The organism is Kitasatospora sp. NPDC087314 (genome assembly GCF_044744365.1).
In the GTDB taxonomy this organism is placed as follows: Bacteria; Actinomycetota; Actinomycetes; order Streptomycetales; family Streptomycetaceae; genus Kitasatospora.
The window spans coordinates 153,854-177,034 of sequence record NZ_JBIUYE010000005.1 but is presented as its reverse complement, the minus strand read 5'-3'; the positions used below and the strand labels follow the sequence as shown (position 1 = coordinate 177,034).

26 protein-coding genes are annotated in these 23,181 nt (G+C 71.6%); 6 read left to right on the top strand and 20 right to left on the bottom strand.

Annotation, left to right across the window (positions count from 1 at the left end):
• Positions 1–23: 23 nt before the first annotated feature.
• The 14 genes from ACIO5E_RS12860 to ACIO5E_RS12795 all read right to left on the bottom strand — a co-directional run bounded on the left by ACIO5E_RS12860 (position 24) and on the right by ACIO5E_RS12795 (position 14,412).
• The gene (locus ACIO5E_RS12860; protein WP_400666660.1) at positions 24–659 is read right to left on the bottom strand and encodes a GNAT family N-acetyltransferase; all 636 of its coding nucleotides are present in this window, start codon (positions 657–659) and stop codon (positions 24–26) included.
• Between the two features lie 198 nt (positions 660–857).
• Entirely contained in the window at positions 858–1,682 is an 825-nt protein-coding gene (locus ACIO5E_RS12855; protein ID WP_280681633.1) for a MetQ/NlpA family ABC transporter substrate-binding protein, read from the bottom strand.
• A 57-nt stretch (positions 1,683–1,739) separates the two neighbouring features.
• Positions 1,740–2,465: a methionine ABC transporter permease gene (locus ACIO5E_RS12850; protein WP_280681635.1), complete on the bottom strand. Its 726-nt coding sequence runs from the start codon at positions 2,463–2,465 to the stop codon at positions 1,740–1,742.
• Complete coding sequence (locus ACIO5E_RS12845; RefSeq protein ID WP_400666655.1) at positions 2,462–3,487, bottom strand: methionine ABC transporter ATP-binding protein; 1,026 nt, start codon at positions 3,485–3,487, stop codon at positions 2,462–2,464. Before ACIO5E_RS12845 ends, ACIO5E_RS12850 begins: the two co-directional genes overlap by 4 nt.
• A 565-nt stretch (positions 3,488–4,052) precedes the next feature.
• The gene (locus tag ACIO5E_RS12840; protein WP_280681639.1) at positions 4,053–4,556 is read right to left on the bottom strand and encodes a GNAT family N-acetyltransferase; all 504 of its coding nucleotides are present in this window, start codon (positions 4,554–4,556) and stop codon (positions 4,053–4,055) included.
• A gap of 412 nt (positions 4,557–4,968) precedes the next feature.
• On the bottom strand, positions 4,969–5,226 hold the full coding sequence (locus ACIO5E_RS12835; protein WP_400666652.1) for a hypothetical protein: 258 nt from the start codon (positions 5,224–5,226) through the stop codon (positions 4,969–4,971).
• A gap of 110 nt (positions 5,227–5,336) precedes the next feature.
• Positions 5,337–6,761 carry an argininosuccinate lyase gene (argH, locus tag ACIO5E_RS12830; protein WP_400666650.1) on the bottom strand — a complete coding sequence of 475 codons (1,425 nt, stop codon included), beginning with the start codon at positions 6,759–6,761 and terminating at the stop codon, positions 5,337–5,339.
• Positions 6,762–6,807: 46 nt separating this feature from the next.
• Positions 6,808–8,001 carry an argininosuccinate synthase gene (locus ACIO5E_RS12825; RefSeq protein ID WP_400666648.1) on the bottom strand — a complete coding sequence of 398 codons (1,194 nt, stop codon included), beginning with the start codon at positions 7,999–8,001 and terminating at the stop codon, positions 6,808–6,810.
• Between the two features lie 132 nt (positions 8,002–8,133).
• Complete coding sequence (locus tag ACIO5E_RS12820) at positions 8,134–8,682, bottom strand: arginine repressor (protein ID WP_400666646.1); 549 nt, start codon at positions 8,680–8,682, stop codon at positions 8,134–8,136.
• A gap of 23 nt (positions 8,683–8,705) precedes the next feature.
• Positions 8,706–9,911, bottom strand: coding sequence for an acetylornithine transaminase (locus tag ACIO5E_RS12815; protein ID WP_400666644.1), 1,206 nt, complete (start codon positions 9,909–9,911; stop codon positions 8,706–8,708).
• Positions 9,908–10,783 (bottom strand): acetylglutamate kinase, encoded by an 876-nt coding sequence (gene argB, locus ACIO5E_RS12810; RefSeq protein WP_400667072.1) that lies wholly within the window; start codon positions 10,781–10,783, stop codon positions 9,908–9,910. The genes ACIO5E_RS12815 and argB overlap by 4 nt, the downstream gene beginning before the upstream one ends.
• A 102-nt stretch (positions 10,784–10,885) precedes the next feature.
• On the bottom strand, positions 10,886–12,040 hold the full coding sequence (gene argJ, locus ACIO5E_RS12805) for a bifunctional glutamate N-acetyltransferase/amino-acid acetyltransferase ArgJ (RefSeq protein WP_400667070.1): 1,155 nt from the start codon (positions 12,038–12,040) through the stop codon (positions 10,886–10,888).
• A gap of 14 nt (positions 12,041–12,054) precedes the next feature.
• On the bottom strand, positions 12,055–13,083 hold the full coding sequence (gene argC / locus ACIO5E_RS12800) for an N-acetyl-gamma-glutamyl-phosphate reductase (protein ID WP_400666642.1): 1,029 nt from the start codon (positions 13,081–13,083) through the stop codon (positions 12,055–12,057).
• Between the two features lie 129 nt (positions 13,084–13,212).
• Positions 13,213–14,412 carry a methyltransferase gene (locus ACIO5E_RS12795; protein ID WP_400666640.1) on the bottom strand — a complete coding sequence of 400 codons (1,200 nt, stop codon included), beginning with the start codon at positions 14,410–14,412 and terminating at the stop codon, positions 13,213–13,215.
• 82 nt (positions 14,413–14,494) lie between these two features.
• Between ACIO5E_RS12795 and ACIO5E_RS12790 the strand changes: the two genes are divergently transcribed.
• Together ACIO5E_RS12790 and ACIO5E_RS12785 are read left to right on the top strand one after the other, a co-directional pair.
• On the top strand, positions 14,495–14,899 hold the full coding sequence (locus ACIO5E_RS12790) for a VOC family protein (RefSeq protein ID WP_400666638.1): 405 nt from the start codon (positions 14,495–14,497) through the stop codon (positions 14,897–14,899).
• 59 nt (positions 14,900–14,958) lie between these two features.
• Positions 14,959–15,333 carry an RNA-binding S4 domain-containing protein gene (locus tag ACIO5E_RS12785; RefSeq protein WP_400666636.1) on the top strand — a complete coding sequence of 125 codons (375 nt, stop codon included), beginning with the start codon at positions 14,959–14,961 and terminating at the stop codon, positions 15,331–15,333.
• Between the two features lie 5 nt (positions 15,334–15,338).
• Here ACIO5E_RS12785 and ACIO5E_RS12780 read toward each other — a convergent pair whose 3' ends face one another.
• Together ACIO5E_RS12780 and ACIO5E_RS12775 are read right to left on the bottom strand one after the other, a co-directional pair.
• Positions 15,339–15,845, bottom strand: a complete 507-nt coding sequence (locus tag ACIO5E_RS12780) for an FBP domain-containing protein (protein ID WP_400666634.1) — start codon at positions 15,843–15,845, stop codon at positions 15,339–15,341.
• Between the two features lie 158 nt (positions 15,846–16,003).
• On the bottom strand, positions 16,004–16,888 hold the full coding sequence (locus ACIO5E_RS12775; RefSeq protein ID WP_400666631.1) for an SAM-dependent methyltransferase: 885 nt from the start codon (positions 16,886–16,888) through the stop codon (positions 16,004–16,006).
• A 274-nt stretch (positions 16,889–17,162) separates the two neighbouring features.
• On the opposite strand from ACIO5E_RS12775, the gene ACIO5E_RS12770 reads away from it, so the two are divergent.
• A complete protein-coding gene (locus ACIO5E_RS12770) occupies positions 17,163–18,074 on the top strand; it encodes a polysaccharide deacetylase family protein (RefSeq protein ID WP_400666629.1) in 912 nt (303 codons plus the stop codon).
• A 15-nt stretch (positions 18,075–18,089) separates the two neighbouring features.
• Here ACIO5E_RS12770 and ACIO5E_RS12765 read toward each other — a convergent pair whose 3' ends face one another.
• Positions 18,090–18,908: an SDR family NAD(P)-dependent oxidoreductase gene (locus ACIO5E_RS12765; protein ID WP_400666627.1), complete on the bottom strand. Its 819-nt coding sequence runs from the start codon at positions 18,906–18,908 to the stop codon at positions 18,090–18,092.
• Between the two features lie 282 nt (positions 18,909–19,190).
• On the opposite strand from ACIO5E_RS12765, the gene ACIO5E_RS12760 reads away from it, so the two are divergent.
• Positions 19,191–20,060 carry a 3-hydroxybutyryl-CoA dehydrogenase gene (locus ACIO5E_RS12760; RefSeq protein ID WP_280681667.1) on the top strand — a complete coding sequence of 290 codons (870 nt, stop codon included), beginning with the start codon at positions 19,191–19,193 and terminating at the stop codon, positions 20,058–20,060.
• 116 nt (positions 20,061–20,176) lie between these two features.
• On the opposite strand, the gene ACIO5E_RS12755 is transcribed toward ACIO5E_RS12760, so the two are convergent.
• The 3 genes from ACIO5E_RS12755 to ACIO5E_RS12745 form a co-directional block, all read right to left on the bottom strand.
• Entirely contained in the window at positions 20,177–21,403 is a 1,227-nt protein-coding gene (locus ACIO5E_RS12755) for a tyrosine-type recombinase/integrase (protein WP_400666624.1), read from the bottom strand.
• On the bottom strand, positions 21,373–21,816 hold the full coding sequence (locus ACIO5E_RS12750; RefSeq protein ID WP_400666622.1) for an ImmA/IrrE family metallo-endopeptidase: 444 nt from the start codon (positions 21,814–21,816) through the stop codon (positions 21,373–21,375). Before ACIO5E_RS12750 ends, ACIO5E_RS12755 begins: the two co-directional genes overlap by 31 nt.
• Before the next feature lie 123 nt (positions 21,817–21,939).
• A complete protein-coding gene (locus ACIO5E_RS12745; protein WP_400666619.1) occupies positions 21,940–22,512 on the bottom strand; it encodes a helix-turn-helix domain-containing protein in 573 nt (190 codons plus the stop codon).
• A gap of 173 nt (positions 22,513–22,685) precedes the next feature.
• Between ACIO5E_RS12745 and ACIO5E_RS12740 the strand changes: the two genes are divergently transcribed.
• Together ACIO5E_RS12740 and ACIO5E_RS12735 are read left to right on the top strand one after the other, a co-directional pair.
• Positions 22,686–22,883 carry a helix-turn-helix domain-containing protein gene (locus tag ACIO5E_RS12740; protein ID WP_400666617.1) on the top strand — a complete coding sequence of 66 codons (198 nt, stop codon included), beginning with the start codon at positions 22,686–22,688 and terminating at the stop codon, positions 22,881–22,883.
• A gap of 16 nt (positions 22,884–22,899) precedes the next feature.
• The gene (locus ACIO5E_RS12735) at positions 22,900–23,178 is read left to right on the top strand and encodes a DNA-binding protein (RefSeq protein WP_400666615.1); all 279 of its coding nucleotides are present in this window, start codon (positions 22,900–22,902) and stop codon (positions 23,176–23,178) included.
• The last annotated feature ends 3 nt before the right edge of the window (positions 23,179–23,181 follow it).

The following is a 23,181-nucleotide window of genomic DNA, read 5'->3' as shown; positions in this document are numbered from 1 at the left end:
GCGGCCTTCGCGGACCGGGCGGCTCAGTCCCGCAGCACGTACCGGTGGTCGCCGTGCCAGCCGCCCGGGTGCGGCTCGGGCGCCTCCATGTCCTCCGGGAGCAGGCTCCACAGGATGAGGTCGCTGCGGCTCTCCACGACGACCTCGCCGGTTTCGCCGCGGACTATCCAGGCGCTGCGCAGCACGCCCTCGCTGATGCCGCCGATCTTCTGGGCGACCTGCTGGGCGGCGGTGTTCCCGGCGGCGGTGCGCATCTCCAGGCGCAGGAAGTCGCGGTCCTCGAACAGCCACTGGGCGACGCCGAGGACGGCCTCCGGCGCGTAGCCCTCGCCGCGGGCCCAGGGGGCGGTGACGTAGGAGATCTCGGTGGTGCGCAGCCGCCAGTCGGTGTTGCGCAGTTCGACCAGGCCGACCAGGCGCTGGGTGAGGTGCTCGGTGACGGCGAAGACGATGCCACGGCCGGCGGCCCGGTGGGCGGGGGCGAGGGTGCGGGCGAGCTCGGCCGCGTACGCCTCGGTGAACGGGTGCGGCAGGTCCGTCCAGGCCAGGACGAGGTCGTCGGCCATCATCTCGGCCAGGCCGGGCGCGTCGTCCTCCGCAAGGGGCCGCAGCAGAAGCCGTTCGGTGCTGATGGCGGTCTCGGGGAAGCTCGCTGCCATGCCGTCTCTCCTCGCCGGGTCGTGAACACAACACCGTACGCCTCCGCCGCGCCCGGGGTACCAGGCGGTGCGCCGGCCGCTCGACGGTGCGTCAGAGCGCCACCGGCCAGGGCGTCCCTGGTGCATCCTGCCCGACCGGGCCCCCGCCGAGGTGCGGCGGGGGCCCGGTCGGGGTCAGGGCGTGGATCGGGTGGCGGCTCAGAAGGCCGGGATGACCGAGCCCTGGAAGGTGTCGTCGATGTACTTCTTGACCTCGTCGGAGTGCAGCAGCTCGGCGAGCTTCTTCACGCGCGGGTCGTTCTCCTTGCCCTTCTTCACGGCGAGGATGTTGGCGTACGGGTTGCCCTCGGCCTTCTCCAGCACCAGCGCGTCGGTGGCCGGCTTCAGGCCGGAGTCGAGCGCGTAGTTGCCGTTGATGACGGCGGCGTCGAGGTCGGCGATGGAGCGGGGCAGCTGGGCGGCCTCCAGCTCCTTCCACTTGAGGTTCTTCGGGTTGCCCGTCACGTCGGCCGGGGTGGCGGCGGTGCCGGCGCCGTCCTTGAGGGTGATGAGCTTGTTGTCGGCGAGCAGCTTGAGCGCGCGGCCCTCGTTGGTGGCGTCGTTGGGCAGGCCGACGGTGGCGCCGTCCGGCAGGTCGGCGATCGCCTTGACCTTCTTGGAGTAGACGCCCAGCGGCTCCAGGTGCACGGGCTCGACCGAGACGATCTCGGTGCCGTGCTTCTTGTTGAAGTCCTCCAGGTACGGGACGTGCTGGAAGTAGTTGGCGTCGGCCGAACCGTCCTGCACCGCCGTGTTGGGGGTCACGTAGTCGGTGACCTCCTTGATGTCGAGCTTGAGGCCCGCCTTCTCCGCGAGGTTGTCCTTGACGAACTTGAGGATCTGCCCGTGCGGGGTGGGGCTGGCGACGACCTTGAGCGGCGCGTTCGGGTCCGAGGAGGACGACCCGGAGCTGCCGCACGCGGCCAGCGAGAGGGCGATGCCGGCGGTGGCGAGGATGCTGGTGAACTTCAGGGCGTTGCGCACGAAAAGTGCCTTTCTGCGTGATACGGGGAGCCGCGTCCGGAGTCGGACGAGGGAGGTCTAGGAGGCGACGAGGTCCTCGTCGGGGGCGGCCGGGGTGCGGTCCCGGGAGCCGAACAGGCCGGACCGGCCGCGGTTGCCGAGGCGGCGGACGGCGTAGTCGCCGAGCATCTGGATGATCTGGACGATGATCACCAGCTCCGCGACGATGACCCACATGAAGGCGGTCTCGAAGCGGTAGTAGCCGTAGTTGACGGCGAGGGTGCCGAGGCCGCCGCCGCCGACCACGCCGGCCATCGCGGAGTAGCTGACCAGCGTGATGATCGTGGTGGTCACCGAGGCCGCCAGCGCCGGCAGCGCCTCGGGGAGCAGCGTCTTGCGGACGATCGTCCAGGTGCTGCCGCCCATCGACTGGACGGCCTCGACCAGGCCGCGGTCCACCTCGCGGACGGAGGTCTCGACCAGGCGGGCGAAGAACGGGATGGCGCCGATGGTGAGCGGCACGGTCGCCGCCTGCCAGCCGATGGAGGTGCCGACCAGCCAGCGGGTGAAGGTGATCAGCGCGATCATCAGGATGATGAACGGCACCGAGCGGGCGATGTTCACCACGAAGGCGAGGACCTTGTTGACGGCCCGGTTGGCCAGCAGGCCGCCCTTGTCGGTGAGCACCAGCAGGACGCCCAGCGGCAGGCCGATCAGCACGGTGACGACCGTGGACACCCCGACCATCTGGAGGGTCTCCTGCGTGGCGGGCCACATCAGTTCCTGCATCTGGTCCCAGGTCATGCCACCGCTCCGTCCGCCGCGCCGAGTACGTCCACCTGCAGGCCCTGCTCGCGCAGGTAGCCGATCGGCACCACGTTGTCCTGGTGGCCGCCGGACAGCTCGACCCGCATCCGGCCGACCATCCGGCCGGCGATGGTCTCCACGGCGGCGCCGAGGATGTTGATGTCGATCTGGTAGGTGCGGGCCAGCTGGGAGACGAACGGCCGAGCCGAGGTGTCGCCCTGGAAGGTGATCTCCAGCACGGTCGAGCCGGGGTGGCCGGTGCCGAACTCGCTGAGCGGGAACAGCTCGCGGGCCAGCTCGGAGCCGGGCTTGGCCAGCAGGTCGGTCAGCTCGCCGGACTCGACCACCCGGCCGCCGCGCATCAGGGCCGCGGAGTCGCAGACGGACTTGATGACGTCCATCTCGTGGGTGATCAGCAGGACGGTGAGGCCGAGCTGCTGGTTGAGGTCGCGCAGCAGCTTGAGGATCGAGCGGGTGGTCTCCGGGTCGAGCGCCGAGGTGGCCTCGTCGGAGAGCAGCACCTTGGGGTCGCCGGCCAGGGCACGGGCGATGCCGACGCGCTGCTTCTGGCCGCCGGAGAGCTGGTTGGGGAAGCTGCGGGCCTTGTCGCCGAGGCCGACCAGGTCGAGCAGTTCGGCGGCCTTGCGGCGTCGCTGGGTGCGGTCCAGGCCGATGATCTCCAGCGGGAGCTCGACGTTCTGCTGGACGGTGCGCGAGGAGAGCAGGTTGAAGTGCTGGAAGACCATGCCGATCCGGCGCCGCGCCTCGCGCAGTTCCCGGCCGGCCCGGTTCTCGCCGCCCGACAGCGCGGTGAGCTCGAGCCCGTCGACCGTGACGGTGCCGGACGACGGACGCTCCAGCATGTTCACGCAGCGGATGAGGGTGGACTTCCCGGCGCCGCTGGTGCCGACGACTCCGTAGACCTCACCCGGCCGGACGTGCAGGTCGACGCCGGCGAGGGCGGTCACCTCGCGGCCTCGCGAGCGGTAGACCTTCGTGAGGTCCGTGGTGGTGATCACAGCTGCTTCCGTGGGTCGGGGGCGGGCGGCGGGCGGCCACCCGACCGGGTTGCGGTCGGCGGTGCGCACGGCGCTTCGCCAGGGGGATCCGGACCTGCCACCTCTTGATCGTGGCCGCTGGACGGCCGGGCCGCGCGACGGCGTGGCCCTTACGAGTCATCGGGCACGAGGAGCCGTGGACGACTACCCGCCCATGGGGGGGGCAGGGGAGGAGAGGGGTGCGGCAGGCTGGGCGCGCTCCTACGGACGGGAACGACGCCGGGTCTCGCTTCGGGGCGCGAGGTGGGGCACCCTCGGTCGGGTGCCGGGGGCGATGGCCCTCAGCGGTGACACATTCGACGGCACATGGCGCGCTCACCTGCCGGCAGGGTGCCGGTGGGGGTCCATTTCGTCGTCGCAGTCATGTGAGCCAGTAAATCAGATGGGCCGATTTGGGCCCAATTACTTGGATGTGATGTCCGCAATGCGGATGGCCGGCTCCGCCACCAGCGACGATACGACTCGGCGCCGCCACCGGGATGTCCGGATGGTGGCGGCGCCGGGCGGGCGGGAACGGGCGGAGGACTCAGGCGGTCGCGGCGAGCGGCACCACGACGGGCTTCTCCAGGTGCACCATGCTGAGCCGGTCGCTGATCGGCTCGACCGCGGCCTGCCGGTAGCCCAGGCGGGCGTACAGGCGCAGGTTGCCGAGGCTGCGGTGGCCGGTGGACAGGCGGTAGGAGGTCAGCGGGCGGCCGCCCTCGGCGAGGCGACGCTCCAGCGCGTCCAGCAGCCGGCCGCCCAGGCCGTGCCGCTGCATCCTCGGGTGGACGACCAGGCGCCCTATCCGGCCGACGCCGTCGGCGTCGACCCGGCCGCGCACGGTGCCGACCACCTCGTCGCCGAGCCGGGCGACCAGGACGTGCTGCTCGGACAGCTCGGCGCGCAGGCTCTCCAGGGTCTGCGTCAGGGGCTCGATCGCCCAGTCGCCGTACAGCTCCGCCTCGGGCTGGTAGCCGAGGTACTGGAGCTTGAGGATCTGCTCCGCGTCCTCGACGCCCGCCGCCGAGATGATCACGCTCATGCCCATGTGCTGGGGCCTCCCCATCGTCGTGCCCGGCGCGCGAACGTGAGGGTGCCGCACCGGATGCCCTGCCGGAGATGTCCCGGCCGGGGATCTGCCCTGACCGGGGGTGGCGCACGAACGTACCAGCCGCCGGCCCGGAAGTGACCCGGGTCGACGGCGACGCGCTCACGCTCAGTATCCGAGTGATCGCGGCACCGTCAAGAGCTACGTTCGCCAGCGCTCTACCCGCGCGTCAGCTGCTCTCAACCTCCAGGGCGTTCGACGTGGCGAGGGTCACGCGGAGATCCGGGCGGGTGGCGGGCGCCGCGCGGAGGACGGGTCGGAAAGCGGCGACGGCCGGACGCGAGGGGCGTCACCCGGCCGGAGCCGGCCTCCGGGGTGACCGGCACGAGAAGCGTCACCCCCGCCCCTCGACTCACAGGAACCGCTCGGCGTGCAGGAGGACGCGCAGGCAGGCGAAGCAGCGGGATCGGGTGGGCCCGATCGAGCCGCGCGGCATCCCGAGGCGTTCGGAGAGCTCCCGGTAGGTGGGCGGCGGGTCCTCGGCGAGGGCGGCGACCAGCTCGGGGCAGCGGCCCGGCAGGGCGGCCACGGTCTCGCGGACCACGCGGCGGCGGCGTTCGGCGAGGTAGACGTCCTCGGCGGAGGGAACGGGCGGAAGGGTTGTGCACACACCGTGCATGACGGGCCGGGGCGGGGCCGGTTACGCCCGGCCGGGGGCGCGGACCCGGGAGGGGGCGCGACGGTCGGACCGTCGCGCCCCCTCCCCCGGTCGACCGGAGGTCAGCCCTGGACCCACTCCCGCTGCCGCGCCAGGTCCGCCTTCACCTCGGCGAGCTGGACCGCCACCGCCGACGGCGCGGTGCCGCCGCGCCCGTCGCGGGAGGCGATGGCGCCGTGCACGCTGAGCACCGACCGGACGTCGGGCGTCAGGTGCACCGAGATCGCGGCGAACTGCTCGTCCGTCAGGTCGGACAGCTCGATGCCCTCGGCCTCGCAGACCTTGACGCAGGCGCCGGCCACCTCGTGCGCGACCCGGAACGGCACGCCCTGCTTGACCAGCCACTCGGCGATGTCGGTGGCGAGCGAGAAGCCCGCCGGGGCCAGCTCCTCCAGCCGCTCCCGGTGCACGGTGAGGGTGGCCATCATCCCGGTGAACGCGGGCAGCAGCACCTCCAGCGTGTCGCAGGAGTCGAAGACCGGCTCCTTGTCCTCCTGGAGGTCCCGGTTGTAGGCGAGCGGCAGGGCCTTGAGGGTGGCCAGCAGGCCGGTCAGGTTGCCGATCAGCCGGCCGGACTTGCCACGGGCGAGCTCGGCGATGTCCGGGTTCTTCTTCTGCGGCATGATCGAGGAACCGGTGGAGAAGGCGTCGTGCAGCGTGATGAAGCCGAACTCCTTGGTGTTCCAGATGATCACCTCCTCCGCGATCCGGGAGAGGTTGATGCCGATCATCGCGGTCACGAACGCGAACTCGGCGACGAAGTCGCGCGAGGCCGTGCCGTCGATGGAGTTGCCGACCGAGCCGCCCTCGAAGCCGAGGTCGGCGGCGACGGCCTGCGGGTCGAGGCCGAGCGAGGAGCCGGCCAGCGCCCCGGAGCCGTACGGGGAGACGGCGGTGCGGGCGTCCCACTGGCGCAGCCGCTCGGCGTCCCGGCCGAGGGCCTGCACGTGCGCGAGGACGTGGTGGGCGAAGAGGACGGGCTGGGCGTGCTGGAGGTGGGTGCGGCCTGGCATCGCGGTGTCCGGGTGCGCCTCGGCGAGGCCGACCAGGGCGTGCTGGAGGTCGAGCACCAGGGCGCCGATGGTCCTCGCGTGGTCCCGCAGGTACATCCGGAACAGGGTGGCGATCTGGTCGTTGCGCGAGCGTCCGGCCCGCAGCTTGCCGCCGAGTTCGGCACCGAGGCGCTCCAGCAGGCCGCGTTCCAGCGCGGTGTGCACGTCCTCGTCGGCGACGGTGCCGGTGAAGGTGCCCGCCTGGACGTCGGCGAGCAGGGCGTCGAGGCCGGCCAGCATCGCGGCGAGCTCGTCGTCGGACAGCAGGCCGGCCTTGTGCAGGACCCGGGCGTGGGCCTTGGAGCCGGCGATGTCGTACGGCGCGAGGCGCCAGTCGAAGTGGACCGAGGCGGAGAGCTTGGCCAGCGCCTCGGACGGGCCGTCGGCGAAGCGCGCGCCCCAGAGGCGGACGTCGGCGTTCTGATCGGCGGTCATCGCGTGGGCTCCTTGCAGTGGGCGGGAGTTGAGGGGGTCAGCGGGATCAGGCCAGGTCACGGCGGGCGGCGAGCTTCGAGGACATCCCGAAGATCTCGATGAAGCCCTTGGACATCGACTGGTCGAAGGTGTCGCCGGTGTCGTAGGTGGCGAGGTTGAAGTCGTACAGCGACTGGGCGGACTTGCGGCCGTTGACCACGGCCCGGCCGCCGTGCAGGACCATCCGGATCTCGCCGGACACGTGCTGGTTCGCCTCGTTCACGAAGCCGTCCAGCGCGCGCTTGAGCGGGGAGAACCAGAGGCCGTCGTAGACGAGTTCGGCCCAGCGCTGCTCCACCTGCCGCTTGTAGCGGGCGAGTTCGCGCTCGACGGTGACGTTCTCCAGGGCCTGGTGGGCGGTGATCAGGGCGATCGCGCCGGGGGCCTCGTAGATCTCCCGGGACTTGATGCCGACCAGCCGGTCCTCGACCATGTCCAGCCGGCCGATGCCCTGGGCGCCGGCCCGCCGGTTGAGCTCCTCGATCGCCTGCAGGACGGTGACCTTGCGGCCGTCGACGGCGACCGGGACGCCGGCGTCGAAGGTGATGACCACCTCGTCGGCCTCGCGCGGGGCGGCCGGGTCCTGGGTGTACTCGTAGACGTCCTCGATCGGGGCGTTCCAGATGTCCTCCAGGAAGCCGGTCTCGACGGCCCGGCCGAAGACGTTCTGGTCGATCGAGTACGGGGACTTCTTGGTGGTGGCGATCGGCAGGCCCCTGGCCTCCGCGAAGGCGATCGCCTTGTCCCGGGTCATCGCGTAGTCGCGCACCGGGGCGATGCACTTCAGGCCGGGGGCCAGGGAGTTGATGCCGACCTCGAAGCGGACCTGGTCGTTGCCCTTGCCGGTGCAGCCGTGCGCGACGGTGGTGGCGCCGTGCTTGCGGGCGGCGGCGGCCAGGTGCTTGACGATGACCGGCCGGGAGAGCGCGGAGACCAGCGGGTACTGGCCCTGGTAGAGCGCGTTGGCCTTGACGGCCGGGAGGCAGTACTCGTCGGCGAACTCGTCGCGGGCGTCCGCGACCTCGGCCTCGACGGCGCCGCAGTCCAGCGCGCGCTGACGGATGACGTCCAGGTCCTCGCCGCCCTGGCCGACGTCGACGGCGACGGCGATGACCTCGGCACCGGTCTCCTCGGCGATCCAGCCGATGCAGACGGACGTGTCCAGACCGCCCGAGTAGGCGAGTACGACGCGCTCGGCCACGGCTTTCTCCTCACTGTGCTGCGTACAAGGCGTACAGGTTTGCGGCGATGGGCATAAGTATGCACTACTCCGTATGAAACACAAAACCCCGACCGGTGGAATCCACCGGCCGGGGTCTGCGGGGGTGCCGCGCTACTGCGCCTTGGCCTGGGCGAGTTGCATGAGGTGGTCGGCGAGCGCCTGGCCGCCCGCCGGATCGCGGCTGATCAGCAGGACGGTGTCGTCGCCGGCGATGGTGCCGATGATCTCGAACACCTCGGCCTGGTCGATCGCCGAGGCGAGGAACTGCGCGGCCCCCGGCGGGGTGCGCAGCACCACCAGGTTGCCGGAGGCCGTCGCGGAGACCATCAGCTCGCCGGCCAGCCGGGCCATCCGGCCCTCGCTGGCCGACTCCCCCATCGGAGCGCGCGGCGTACGGTCGCCGCCCTCCGCCGGGACGGCGTAGATCAGCGCGCCGTCCCGGTTGCGGATCTTGACCGCGCCCAGCTCGTCCAGGTCCCGGGAGAGGGTCGCCTGGGTGACCACGAGTCCGTCGTCGGCGAGCAGCTTGGCGAGCTGGCTCTGCGAGCGCACGGGCTGGCGGGTGAGCAGGTCCACGATCCGCCGGTGCCGCGCGGTGCGGGTCTGCGGCACCTGCGGCGACGGGCTTGCGGCGGACGGGCCGGAGTGGGAAGCGGTCATGTGATTATTCTCCCGGACGACGGTCAACTCGCATCGGCCGGGGCGCTCTCGCGCACCGCCTGCAGCAGGCCCGGCAGCGCGGCGAGGAAGGCATCCGCCTCCTGCTCGGTCAGCACCAGCGGCGGGGCCAGTCGGACGGCGTCCGGGACGGCCGCGTTGACCAGGAAGCCCGCCTCCTGCGCGGCGGCCTGCACCTTCGCCGACACCGGCTCGGTGAGCACGATGCCGAGCAGCAGGCCGGCGCCGCGCACGTGCGAGACCAGCGGGTCGCCGATCGCCTCGACGCCGTGGCGCAGCCGCTCGCCCAGCTTGCGGACGTGCTCCAGCAGGCCCTCGGACTCGATGGTGTCCAGCACCGCGAGCCCGGCCGCCGCGGCCACCGGGTTGCCGCCGAAGGTGGTGCCGTGCTGGCCCGGGGTGAGCAGTTCGGCAGCCTCGCCGAAGGCCAGCACCGCGCCCATCGGCAGGCCGCCGCCGAGCGCCTTGGCGAGGGTGACGACGTCCGGCTCGACGCCCTCGACGGCCTGGTGGGCGAACCAGTGCCCGGTGCGGCCGACGCCGGTCTGGATCTCGTCCAGGACCAGCAGGGTGCCCGTCGCCCGGGTGATCTCGCGGGCCGCCCGGAGGTAGCCCTCGGGCAGCGGGATGGCGCCGTTCTCGCCCTGGATCGGCTCCAGGAAGACCGCCGCGGTCTCGGTGGTGACGGCCGCGCGCAGCGCCTCGACGTCGCCGAACGGGACGTGCGTGACGTCGCCGGGCAGCGGGCGGAACGGCTCCTGCTTGGCGGGCTGGCCGGTGAGCGCGAGAGCGCCCATCGTCCGGCCGTGGAAGGCGCCCTGGAGGGCGACCAGATGGGTGCGGCCGGTCCGGCGGCTGATCTTGAACGCGGCCTCGTTGGCCTCGGCGCCGGAGTTGCAGAAGAACACCCGGCCGCCCTCCCGGCCGTCCAGCGCCAGCAGCCGCTCGGCGAGGGCGATGGTCGGCTCGGCCATGAAGAGGTTGGAGACGTGGCCGAGGGTGGCGATCTGCCGGCTGACCGCCTCGACGACCGCCGGGTGGGCGGTGCCGAGGGCGTTGACGGCGATGCCGCCGAGCAGGTCGGTGTACTCCTTGCCGTCGGCGTCCCAGAGCTTGGCGCCGGCGCCGCGCACCAGCGGGATCCGCGGGGTGCCGTAGTTGTCGGTGAAGGTGTGCTGCCACCGGCCGGTCAGTTGCTCGTTCGCGGTCATGCCAGTCCCCCGGTCACAATCGTCTCGTCGTCCGGCACGACCATCGTGCCGATGCCCTCGTCGGTGAAGATCTCCAGCAGCAGGCTGTGCTGCACCCGGCCGTCCAGGACGCGCGCGGTGCCCACCCCGGAGCGGACGGCGCGCAGGCAGCCCTCCATCTTGGGGAGCATGCCGCTGGCCAGGCCCGGCAGCAGCTCTTCCAGCTCGCTCGCGCTGAGCTGGCTGATCACGTCGTCGGAGTTCGGCCAGTCCTTGTAGAGGCCCTCGACGTCGGTCAGGACCACCAGCATCTCGGCGCCGAGCGAGACCGCCAGGGCGGCGGCGGCGGTGTCGGCGTTGATGTTGTAGACGTGGCCGTCGGCGCCGCGCGCGATCGAGGAGATGACCGGGATCCGGCCGTCGGCGATCAGCGCCTTCACCGCGCCGGCCTCGATGTTGACGATGTCGCCGACCAGGCCGATGTCGACCTGCTCGCCGTCCACCACCGCGTACCGCTTGACCGCCGTCATGGTGTGCGCGTCCTCGCCGGTCATGCCGACCGCGAACGGGCCGTGCCCGTTGAGCAGGCCGACCAGCTCGCGCTGCACCTGGCCGGCCAGCACCATCCGGACCACGTCCATGGTCTCGGGGGTGGTCACCCGCAGCCCGTTGGTGAAGTTGGACTCCAGGCCGAGCCGGTCCAGCTGGGCGCTGATCTGCGGGCCGCCGCCGTGCACCACGACGGGGTGCAGGCCGGCGTAGCGGAGGAAGACGACGTCCTGGGCGAAGGCCGCCTTGAGGCCCTCGTCCACCATGGCGTTGCCGCCGAACTTGATCACGACGGTCTTGCCGTGGAAGCGCTCCAGCCACGGCAGCGCCTCGATCAGCGTCATCGCCTTGGGCAACGCGGTGTTGTTGCGGGCCTGTTCGCCCTTGGGTGCGATCTTCACGGGTGTCCCTCGTCCGAACGGGTGTCGCGCGTCAGGTGTCGCGGATCAGGTGGAGTAAGCGCTGTTCTCGTGGACGTAGTCGGCGGTGAGGTCGTTGGTCCACAGCGAGGCGCTCGCCGTGCCGGCGTTGAGGTTCGCGGTGATGACGACCTCGCGGCCGCTCATGTCCACCAGGTCGCGGTCCTCGCCCACGCTGCCGTTCCTGCAGACCCAGACGCCGTTGATGGCCACGTCCAGCCGGTCCGGGTCGAAGGCGGCGTCGGTGGTGCCGATGGCGGCCAGCACCCGGCCCCAGTTGGGGTCCTCGCCGTGGATGGCGCACTTGAGCAGGTTGTTGCGGCTGATCGTCCGGGCGACGTCGACGGCCTCGCCCTCGGTGGCGGCGCCGGTGACGTCGATCCGGATCTCCTTGCTGGCGCCCTCGGCGTCGGCGATCAGCTGGCGGGCCAGGTCGGCGCTGACGGTGCGGACGGCCTCGGCGAACTCGGCCTGGTCCGGGGTGACGCCGGAGGCGGCCGAGGCGAGCAGCAGCACGGTGTCGTTGGTGGACATGCAGCCGTCGGAGTCGATCCGGTCGAAGGTGGTGCGGGTGGCGCCGCGCAGCGCGGCGTCCAGGGCGGCGCTGTCCAGGTCGGCGTCGGTGGTGATCACGACCAGCATGGTGGCCAGGCTCGGAGCGAGCATGCCCGCGCCCTTGGCCATGCCACCGACCGTCCAGCCGGCCGGGCTGGTGACCTGGGCGGTCTTGTGCACGGTGTCGGTGGTCTTGATGGCGATCGCGGCGGTCTCGCCGCCGGTCGCGCTCAGCTCCTGGGCGGCCAGCGTGACGCCGGGCAGCAGGACGTGCATCGGCAGGCGCTCGCCGATCAGACCGGTCGAGGCGACGGCGACCTCGCCGGCGTTGAGCTTCAGCTCCTCGGCGACCTTCTCCGCGGTGGCGTGGGTGTCCTGGAAGCCGAGCGGGCCGGTGCAGGCGTTGGCGCCACCGGAGTTGAGGATCACGGCGGAGACCTGGCCGCCCTTGAGGACCTGCTCGGACCAGAGGACCGGCGCGGCCTTGACCCGGTTGGCGGTGAAGACGCCGGCGGCGGCGAGCGCGGGGCCGTCGTTGACCACCAGGGCGAGGTCCGGGGTGCCGGAGGCCTTGATGCCGGCGGTGACACCGGCGGCGCGGAAGCCCTTGGCGGCCGTCACCCCCACGTTCGTGCTGCTGCTCACGGTGCGACTCCGTTCACGGGAAGGCCCAGCTCCTCGGGCAGGCCCAGGGCGATGTTCATGCTCTGCACCGCGCCGCCCGCGGTGCCCTTCACGAGGTTGTCGATCGCGCTGATCGCGATGATCCGCCCGGCGGTGGCGTCCAGCGCGACCTGGACGAGCGCGGTGTTGGCGCCGTAGACGCTGCTGGTCTGCGGCCACTGCCCCTCGGGCAGCAGGTGGACGAACGGCTCGGCCGCGAACGCGTCGCGGTAGGCGGCGCGCAGGCTCGCGGCCGTCACCCCGGGCTTCGCCTTGGCGGAGCAGGTGGCGAGGATGCCGCGCGGCATCGGGACGAGGGTCGGCGTGAAGGAGACGGTGACCGGCTCGCCCGCGACCGGGGTGAGGTTCTGCACCATCTCCGGAGTGTGCCGGTGCACGCCGCCGACGCCGTACGGGCTGACGCTGCCCATGACCTCGCTGCCCAGCAGGTGGGTCTTGGCGGCCTTGCCCGCGCCGGAGGTGCCGGAGGCGGCGACCACGACGGCCTCCGGCTCGGCGAGCCCGGCCGCGTACGCCGGGAACAGCGCCAGGGACACGGCCGTCGGGTAGCAGCCGGGTACGGCGATCCGGTTGCTGCCCTTCAACGCGGCCCGGTGGCCGGGGAGTTCCGGCAGGCCGTAGGGCCAGGTGCCGGCGTGCGCGGAGCCGTAGAACTGCTCCCAGTCGGCGGCGGCCCGGAGCCGGAAGTCGGCGCCGCAGTCGACCACCAGGACGTTGCCGCCGAGCGCCTCGGCGACGGCCGCGGACTGGCCGTGCGGCAGCGCCAGGAACACCACGTCGTGGTCGGCCAGCACCTCGGGGGTGGTGGGTTCGAGGATGCGGTCGGCGAGCGGGATCAGGTGCGGCTGGAGCGCGCCCAGCCGGGTGCCCGCGTTCGAGCCGCCGGTCAGCGCCCCGATCTCCACCTCCGGGTGGCCGAGCAGCAGGCGCAGCACCTCGCCGCCCGCGTATCCGCTCGCGCCGGCGACGGCGACTCGCAATGCCATGGCGTTCCTCCTTGGTTGTGGCATGAATATACGCAGCACGGAACATCCATGCAAGAAGCTCCTGCCGGGACCGCGGAGAACGCCCGAAAACCGCCCCTCGCCCGCCCGGCGGACCGGGCGGGCGCCGGACTACCGCTTGACGGCGCGCAGCACCACGAACTTGGGGTTCCCCGCCACCAGCTGGCAGTTGCCGAAGAGACGGCGCAGCTTGACGTGGTAACCGAGATGGCGGTTTCCGACCACCCACAGCTCCCCACCCGGCTTCAGCGCCCGCCGGGAGCCGGTGAACATCCGCCAGGCGGTGGCGTCCGTGGTGGCCTGATGCGAGTGGAACGGCGGATTGTTCAGGACGAGGTCCACCGAACCCGGGGCGATCACCTCCGCCGCGAGCGCGTCGGCGGTCAGGAACTCGGCCCGGGCGTCCGGGCCCAGGTTGGTGCGGAAGGTCTCCTCCGCCGAGGCCACCGCCTGGTGGGACTCGTCGACGAACACCAGCTCCGCACCCGGCCCGGCCAGCGCGGCGGCCGTACCGACCACGCCGTTGCCGCAACCCAGGTCGACCACCCGGGCCCCGGGGGCGGGGGTCGGCAGGTGACCGAGGAAGAAGCGGGTGCCGATGTCGAGGCGCTCGGCGCAGAAGGTGCCGGCGTGGTTGACCACCGTGCGCCCGGAGACCGGGCCGACGTCCGGCGGCAGTGCGTAGCGGTGCGGCCACGGGCTGGGGCCGGGGTCCAGCGCCGGGTCCGGGGTGCAGAAGATCAGCCGGGCCTTGCGGGCGGCGAGCGAGGTGCGGGTCGGGCCGAGGATCCGCTCGAAGAGCTGGAGGGTGGAGGTGTGGATCTCGGTGACCATGCCGGTGCCGATCACCACGGTGCCCGGGTGGACGGCGGGGGCGAGCCGGTGCAGCTGGTCCTCCAGCAGGGCCAGGCTCTTGGGGACGCGCACCAGCAGGACGTCGATCCGCTCCGGCGGGGTGTCCCGGGTGGTGAGCAGCCGGGCCGGGTCGGAGGTGGCGCCGGCCCGGGCCAGGTTGGCCAGGGTCGCCCGGCGGCCGAGGTGGGAGTCGGCGATCTGGACCGGCTCGTGGGCGGCGAGCGCGGTGGTCAACGCGCCCCAGCGGTCGCCCAGGACGACGATCCGGCGGCCGGCGAGGTCCGTGGCGCCGTCGGCGCCGCCCGCCTCGCCCGCGAGGTGGCGCAGCAGGTACTCGTCGGCGGCGTCCCAGGCCCGCAGCCGCTCGCGCGGGTCCTCGGGGAAGCGGGTGAGGTCGAAGACGCCCCACGGCGTGCTGAACGGGGTCGCCGCGGCGGGCGTGATCTCGGGATTCATCGTGTTCTCAGGCTATCCGACACCCCGACGGGGAACCGTTTCGACGGATACTGAAAGAGCCCGGCCGAGAGGGGTGAGGGCGATGGACTGGAAGCTCGAGGTCTTGGTGGTCCCGGTGTCCGACGTGGACCGCGCGAAGCTGTTCTACGAGGAGCGGGCCGGCTTCACGGTCGACCACGACACCCGGCTGCGGGACGGGGTCCGGGTCGTCCAGCTGACTCCCCCGGGCTCGGCGTGCTCCATCGTGGTCGGCACCGGGGTGATCGCGTCGCCACCCGGATCGGTGAAGGGGCTGCAGCTGGTCGTGCCGGACATCGAGCGGGCCCACGACGAACTCGCGGCGCGGGGCGTCGAGGTCAGCCCGGTCCAGCACTTCGAGGCGGGGGTGCGGGTGAACGGGCACGGGGAGGCGTGGAACTCCTTCGTGTTCTTCAGCGACCCGGACGGCAACGGCTGGGCGGTCCAGGAGGCGCCGCAGGCGGCTTAGACCGACCGGCACCCGGGTCGGCCCGGCCGGTCTCGGCCCGCGCTGGGTAGGCTCCAGGGATGGCTGAACACGAGGGAAGCGTGCGGGTGGACAGCTGGATCTGGTCGGTCCGGCTCGCCAAGACGCGGGCGCTGGCGGCCGCCGCCTGCCGGGCCGGGCACGTGCGGGTGAACGGCGAGCGGGTCAAGCCGGCCCAGGCGCTGCGCCCCGGGGACGAGGTGCGGGTGCGCGAGGAGGGCTACGAGCGGGTCGTCGTGGTGCGGAAGCTGATCCGCAAGCGGGTCGGCGCCACGGTGGCGGCGGAGTGCCTGATCGACAACAGCCCGCCGCGGCCGCCGCGCGAGGTCGTCGCGGCGGCCGGCGAGCGGGACCGGGGCGCGGGGCGCCCGACCAAGCGCGAACGGCGCGACCTCAACCACCTGCGCGGGCGCTGAACCCGTCAGAGCGCGGTGTCGCCGAGCACCCTGGCGAGGAACGCGTCCAGGTTGCCGACCGTCCGGTCGATCTGCAGCTCCAGCGGCACCGACTCGTCCGGCCTGGTGATCAAGGTGGACTTCTTCAGCCCGCGCACGTACAGCGAGCAGGCGAGGTCGGCGCAGATGTACGTGCCGACGGTGTTGCCCTCGCGCCCGGCCGCCCCGGCCCGGCGGGCGGCGAGCAGCGCGACGCCGGAGCCGGCGTGCGCGGTGATGCACAGTGAGCAGACGTTCGTCTTGGTGAGGCTGCGGCGGATCGTCGGCACCCGCAGCGTCACGCCGACCGGCTCGCCCGCGTACGGCGCCACCAGGTAGGCCCGGTCGGGCGCGCCCTGGTCCCGCCAGCCGAGGAAGTCCAGGTTCTGCCAGGGAAGTTCGGCCAGGCCCCGGGGAAGGCCGAGCCGACGGGCCTCGCCCTTGGAGCAGTTGACGAAGGACGCGCGGATCTCGTTCTCGCTCAGGGGTTCCATGCTGCGGAAGCTAACACCCGCCCGGACACGGTGTCGCAGCAATTTATCCCGCTACGTCCCCGGGGCCGGGTGACGGGCTGTCAGTGCCCGACCCTAGAGTTCGGTGTGCGGGCCCGGTCCCGGCGCAGGAGGGAGGCGCCGGGACCGGTCCGCGGGTGCTACTTCTTGAAGGCGACGCCCGCGTAGGCGGAGACGTCCTGCCAGCCCTCGGGGAGTTCGGTGGTCGGGACGTGGCCGGAGGTGGGGCGCCAGAGCGGGAGCTGGACCAGGCCGGGGCCGGCGAACTCGAAGTCGCCGAAGAAGGGTTCGACGTCGGCGCGCGGGCGCAGCACCAGGGGGGCGCTGGCGCTGCGGTAGATGCGGGTGCCTTCGGCGGCGCTCTCCCGGGAGGCGAAGTCGGGGCTGCCGTGGGAGAGGATCAGCGCGCTGCCGGGGGCGAGCGCGTCGCGCAGGGTGCGGACGATCTGCTGGGCGCCGTCCTCGTCGCGGATGAAGTGCAGCACGGCGACCAGCATCAGCGCGACCGGCTCGGACAGGTCGACGGCGGCGCGCAGGCCCGGGTGGTCGAGGATCTCGGCCGGGTCGCGCAGGTCGGCCTCGATGACCGAGGTGTGCCCGGCGGGGTGGCCGGCCAGCAGGGCGCGGGCGTGGGTGGCGACGATCGGGTCGTTGTCGACGTACACCACCCGGGCGTCCGGGGCGACCCGCTGGGCGACCTCGCTGGTGGAGCCGACGGCCGGGATGCCGGTACCGATGTCGACGAACTGGCGGATGCCCCGACCGGCGGCGAACTCGACCGCGTCGCCGAGGAACCGGCGGTTGGTGCGGGCCAGCAGCGGCAGCGCGGGGTAGGCGGCTATCGCGGCCTGGGCGGCCTTGCGGTCCGCCTCGAAGTTGTCCTTGCCACCCAGGTAGTAGTCGTACATCCGGGCGGTGTGCGGGACGCCGGTGTCGAGCTCGCTCGGCGGCTGCCAGTCGTCCGCTCTGGCCCAGCCCCAGTCGGTGCCGGTGGCCTCGCCGACCGCCGCGGTGTCCTCGTGCATCCTGTTCCGCCCCCAATGCCATGCTCACTGCCGGAAATGGTCACCGCCGCGGCGGTCGGCGGGCCCGTCCGGTACGGCCGGTTGGCCATCCTCCGGCCCCGCCACCGTTGTGTGGCGTACGGTGCGCCGTGATCGTATCCGACGACACGCCGGGGAAACAGCGGGAGTTCAGGTTTACGCAATACCCGGCCGGTGGAGTGTGTGCACGTCAACGGCGGTATCCGGACGCTCCCCGGATCGCCCCGGAGGTCCACCCTCTCTATGCTGGCTGCCGATGACTGCCGACCGCCGCAGCGTACTGCGCACCGTCGCCCAGCTGGCCGCCCTGACCGCCGCCGGCGGGCTCCTGACGTCGTGCACCAGCGGCACCCCGCGTCGGGCCGACACCGGAGCGCTCGCCGTGCACCCCGGCACCGTCGACCCGCAGCACACCACCGACCCGGCCTGGAACGGCGGCGAGGGCCCGGCCTCCGCCGCGCCGAGCGCCCCGCCGGATCCGCAGCCGCAGCCCACCGCGACCGAAACGGCCACCGCGGCCGCCACCCAGCCGCCGACGCCGCCCGCGCTGCCGCCGCTCGCCCCCGGCACCCCGGTCGAGGTGGTGAACGGGCCGCGCACCGGCAAGAACGTGGCACTCACCGTTCACGGCAGCGGTGATCCGAAGCTGGCCACCGCACTGCTGGAGGCCGCCGAGCAGCGCGGTGCCAAGCTGACCGTGATGGCGGTCGGCAGCTGGCTCGACCAGCAGCCGCAGATGGCCCGCCGGATCCTGGACGCCGGCCACGAGCTGGGCAACCACACCCAGAACCACCTCAACATCTCCGCGATGAGCCCCGACCAGGCGCGCGCCGAGATCGCCCAGTGCGCCGACCGGCTGCAGCGGCTCACCGGCTCGATCGGCCGCTGGTTCCGCCCGTCCGCCACGCAGTACGCCAACCGGATGGTGCGCGAGCAGGCCAGGGCGGTCGGCTACGAGCACGTGCTCTCCTTCGACGTCGACCCGCGCGACTACACCGACCCGACGGCCGCCGAGCTGCAGCGCCGGGTGCTGGGCTCGGTGCGCGGCGGCTCGGTGGTCGCCCTGCACATGGGCCACCAGTGCACGGTGGACGCGCTGCCGGCCATCCTGGACGGCCTCGCCAAGGCGGGCCTGAAGCCGGTGACCGCCAGTCAGCTGTGTGCTTAGACCGACCGGGCCCGTTCAGCCCATCGGGTCGTCCTCCTTGTACGGGCGGAGCCGCAGCGTCCTGGCGTCCGCCGTACGGATCTCCTCGGCCCGGTTGACCAGCTCCTCCAGGTCGTCCCGCTCGGCGTGGATGAACCGTCCGTGCAGGCCGTCGAAGCGGCCGCGGGCCACGTCCGCGGTGACCGCGACCATGTACGGGATGGAGCCCCAGGTCTTCTTGTCCTTGAACATCGGCATCCCGGCGGTCATGTCGGTGGCCACCGCGCCCGGGCTGATGTCGAGGATGACGACGCCGTGCTGGGCGAGCGAGTCCGCCATGTTGTCGGAGAGCTGCAGCAGCGCGCCCTTGGAGGTGGCGTACGCGGTGTAGTTCCCGTCCGGGCGCAGCGCGAAGCCGGAGTTGAGGTTGACCACCCGGCCGTGCCGCCGGGACACCATGCCGGGCAGGACGCAGCGCAGCAGGTTGTAGGGGCCGCGCAGGTTGGTCTCGATCACCTGCCACCACTGGTTGGCGTCGGTCTCCCAGAGCGGCACCTCGGCGCGGTCGACCAGGCCGGCGTTGTTGATCAGCAGGTCGACCGGGCCGAGGTCGCGTTCGACGAGCCGGACGGCCTCCCGGACCGAGCCCGGGCGGGTGACGTCGGCGGTGACGGCGACGCCCCGGGAGCCGTGCCGGACGCACTCCTTGAGGGTGTCGGTCAGCGTCTCGTGGGTGCGGCCGACCAGACCGACGGCCATGCCCTCGGCGGCCAGGCCGATGGCGATCTCCCGGCCGATGCCCCGGCCTGCGCCGGTGATCAGGGCGACCTGCCCTGTGAGCAATCCCGTCGACACCGCGTGCTCCCTTCCCGTCCCCGGCCCCCGTCTGCGGCATTCTCGCGGCCACCGGGCGGGCGAGCCCCCGGGCGCACGGGCGGCGGGCGCGGCCTCACCCGATCGGGCGATCAGAAGCGGTGGCACCCGCCCGGGGAGGGGGTGACCTACTGGCCGGTACGGAGTAGTAACGTCGTCGGGGCGGTGACCGGTGCACCCATTCCGGTGCTCCGGCCCGCTGACCAGCAACTCGCTGGGCCACCAGTCGCTGGGCGACCCCCAGCACCACCGAAGGGCAACTGAGTGAGTGACATCGCGCGCGTCGGAGTGATCGGCTGCGGCCTGATGGGGTCGGGCATCGCGGAGGTCTTCGCCCGGGCGGGGCTGGACGTCCTGGTGGCGGAGGCCAGCGGTGAGGCGCTGGAGTTCGGCCGCACCCGGCTGACCAACTCCCTGGACACGGCGGTCAAGCGCGGCAAGCTGACCCCCGAGCAGCGGGACGAGGCGATGGCCCGGCTGACCTTCACCGTCGAGCTGTCCGACTTCGCCGACCGCGACCTGGTGGTCGAGGCGGTCGCCGAGCGCGAGGACGTCAAGGTCAAGATCTTCCAGACCCTGGACCAGGTGGTCGAGCGCCGCGACGCGATCCTCGCCTCCAACACCTCCTCGATCCCGATCGTGAAGCTGGCCGCCGCCACCTCCCGCCCCGAGCAGGTGATCGGCCTGCACTTCTTCAACCCCGCGCCGGTGCAGAAGCTGGTCGAGGTCATCCCGACCCTGACCACCTCGGCGGTCACCACCGAGCGGGTCGAGGCCTTCGCCTCGCAGGAGCTCGGCAAGGAGCCGATCCGCGCCCGGGACCGGGCCGGCTTCGTGGTCAACGCGCTGCTGGTGCCCTACCTGCTGTCCGCGGTGCGGATGTTCGAGTCGGGCGTGGCCACCGCCTCCGACATCGACAAGGGCATGGAGGCCGGCTGCGCCCACCCGATGGGCCCGCTGCGGCTGTGCGACCTGATCGGCCTGGACACCATCGTCTCGATCGCCGAGTCGATGTACGACGAGTACAAGGAGCCGCTGTACGCCGCTCCCCCGCTGCTCTCCCGGATGGTCGACGCGGGCCTGCTGGGCCGCAAGTCCGGCCGCGGCTTCTACGACTACACCGCGAGCGCCTGAGCTGCTGGTTTGCCGGTCGGCCCATCTCGCGATCGGCCGACCGGCGCATCTCTTGCGACGAAGGGGCGGCTACCAGTAGATCCACGCCGTCCCTTCTGGGGAGAGTCTGGGGAGTTTCAGCGGCTGGCCGTGCTGAGCCAGTCATCGACGGCGCTCCGGCCCCGTTGACCGTCCTCGGGGATGAAGTGAGCGTAGACCCTGAGCGTGATCTCCGGCGATGCGTGACCCATCCACTTCGAGACGGCGACCGAATCCTCCCGTCGGAGTTGAACGCTGGCGTAGGTGTGGCGGAACCGATGGAACATCTCCTCGCGTGACGGCTCCCAGCCGTCCTCGCCCTTGGGGAGGATCAGCCCAGCGGTCGCAAGTGCTGGCTTAAGGATCTTCTGGTTGTAGATAGACGAGTGGAGGCGGTTGCCCCACTGGGTCGTCACCAGGAGCCGAACTGTCGCTTCCTTCCGCTTGCCGTTTCCGGGCCCATACCACGGCAGAGTCACGGTCACTGGCGGGAACAGCTCCTCGTGCTCACGAATGGCCTGCAAAAGCCCGGGCGACAACGGAATGTCTCGCTCCTTCTTCCCCTTGGGAAGCTTGAAGTAGGGGCGTGTACCGTTCTCCCACAGCAGTTGGCGGCGAAGGTGGATCATCATCGCCCGCTCGTCGATGTCGTCGGGGCTGAATCCGAACATCTCCGCCTGCCGCATGCCGGCCCGGACGCCGAGGTCCGGCGAGATCTGGTAGCGCGGTCGCATGCCGTCCTTGATGCCGAAGACCTCATCGACAGTCCAGGCTCGAGCCTTGGTGTCTCCACCGCCCGACGGCCGCAGGTGGAGCGCGAGTTGGCAGGGGTTCGATGCCAACCGCTTTCCCACCGTGGAGCCAAGGATGGAGGAGAGGTGGACCCAAATCACCTCAAGGGTGCTCTCGCTGAGAGTTCCCTTCGTCCTCAGTTCCTTGAGCCAGATGCGGAGTATGCCTTCATCGATCTGTCGTAGTTGCAGTGCGCCGATGGGCCCGAGGATGTGGTTCCAGATCTTCGACTTCATGGGGATGCTGGTGTTGACCGGGTCGTTCCGACCGGGCCACCAGTGTTCCTCGACGTACTCCTTGAGCGTCATCTCGCCTTCGCGCGGGTCCAGCCATGTAAGCCGTCGGGAGTCGGTCTCCGCCGTGGACTTCCAGGCCTGCGCGTCAGACAGCCGGTCGAACGATGCATCCCTGACTCCCGGGATCCCGCCGACACGGTACCGCTTTCCCTTGCCCCAGCGGTCGGTGCGCTTTCGCTTACCTGTCTCCGGGTCGGGCCTCTTGTTCAGCCACCGATCTTCGACGTACCCAGCCACTGGGCACCCCCTTCCAGGTCGGCCGCACGGGTGCGGAGGATCCAGCCGGTCACGCCGAGCTCGGCGGCGAGCTCGGCCTCAGATGTTGCCCACTGCACAGCCGCGCAGAAGTCGGACAGTCCAATCAGCTTGCGGCTGGCGTGGAGGTCGGCGAGGCGCTCTGCCCGCAGGCCGGCTACGCCGCCGCAGCCGATGTCACCGGCGAGGATGTGCTCGATCTCGTGCGCGAGCACGCAGCGCTCTTGGACGGGGCTGAGGCCCTGGGCGAGGATCACGACGCGGTGGGTCGGGGACCACGCGCCCCAGGTGTCCCGAAGCCACTGGCGGATGACGGGTATGCCCATCTGTTCCAACGTGGCAAGCGGGTCGTACTGCTGCGCTACCTCGGCGACGGTGCCGACGGCTGTGGGCATGCCTCTCCCCCTGAGTCCTGACGTGTGGGAGGCATGCCGGAGAGCCGATTCTGGCATATGCGCGCGAGTAAACGTGAGGAAATAGCCACGTAAAGTCACGCGTGTCGCAGACGCGCTGGGGAGTTACGGCTGTTGTCGGCCCCGCTCGTACTCATCGAGGGCCTGGCGGATCCGGGCTGCATCGTCGCCTGGGACGCCCGGGTCGCCCTCCGCCCAGCCGTGCGGCCGGTATGCGGCGAGGCCGTAGGAGGTCTGCTGAGTGGCGGCTCCTCGCGGGATTGACTGCAAGAGTCGGTCCGCTGCATCTTCCAGCAGGTCGCGAAGTCTCGGGTCGCCGCCAGCCTGGACAGCAGCGCGGGCGAACCGACCAACGGCCGGAAACAGCTCCGTGGGAGACAGGCCACTGACCCCCGGGGCCTCGGCAGCCGGCTCGGGTGACACTGGCCGCTCGCCCCGCAGATAGCTATCGACCCTGTCGGGGGTCCAGCCGAGGATCGCCCCGACCTTGTAGTAGCCGTCGGGAACCCGGTCAGCCCTGGCGGGCGCCCGGCCGTTCTCGTAGTTGCTGATCGACTTCCGATCAAGGCCGGCCGCAGCGCCAAGCTCCGACTGGTTCATGCCGCTCTTGATCCGCTCGCGCCGGATCATGTGGCCGATCGCGGCCCAGTCGAGGTCAGCCTGCTTGGCTGCACTCATCACGGCCCCCGGGTTCCTCTTGATGGACAACGTTAGGCAACAGCATCGCAGATCGCTGCCCACCGATGCGCGTCAGGTTCCCGCCATTTCCGCAGGTCGCGGCACACATTGCTCATCAATGCCCATTCGGGCTTGCCATTGCTCACCGCTGCGCATAGTCTTCAGTCGTGAGAATGCGAGGCGCAGAAATCCGGCGAAGGCGCGAACTAGCGGGCCATGGCCTACGCAACTTTGCAGCCCAAGTCGACATCTCTGCCTCGCACTTGTCCCGCCTTGAGCGAGACCTGCGAGGCGCCCAGCCCGAGGTGGTGAGGCGCATAGCCGACAAGCTCAACGCGGCTGTCTCGGACATCGCCGACCTACCAACCTGAGCAATGGAGGTAAGTGATGGGTGCCATTGAGGCATCGTCGCCCCTGCTCCAGCACGACCAGGCCGCTGCTTACATCGGCCGTACTCCGAAGGCTCTGTACTGCCTGAACGACCGGCGGATGGGCCCGCCGTCCTTCCGTCTCGGCGGCCGACGGATGTACCGCATCGTCGCCCTCGACGAGTGGCTCGCCGCCCACGAAGCCCTCGACTCCAGGTCGAACCCTGAACTGGACCCCACCCGCCAGGCCCCGGAGTTGCGCCGCACGAAGCGCCGGCCGCAGCCGCTCGCCGCCTGAGCC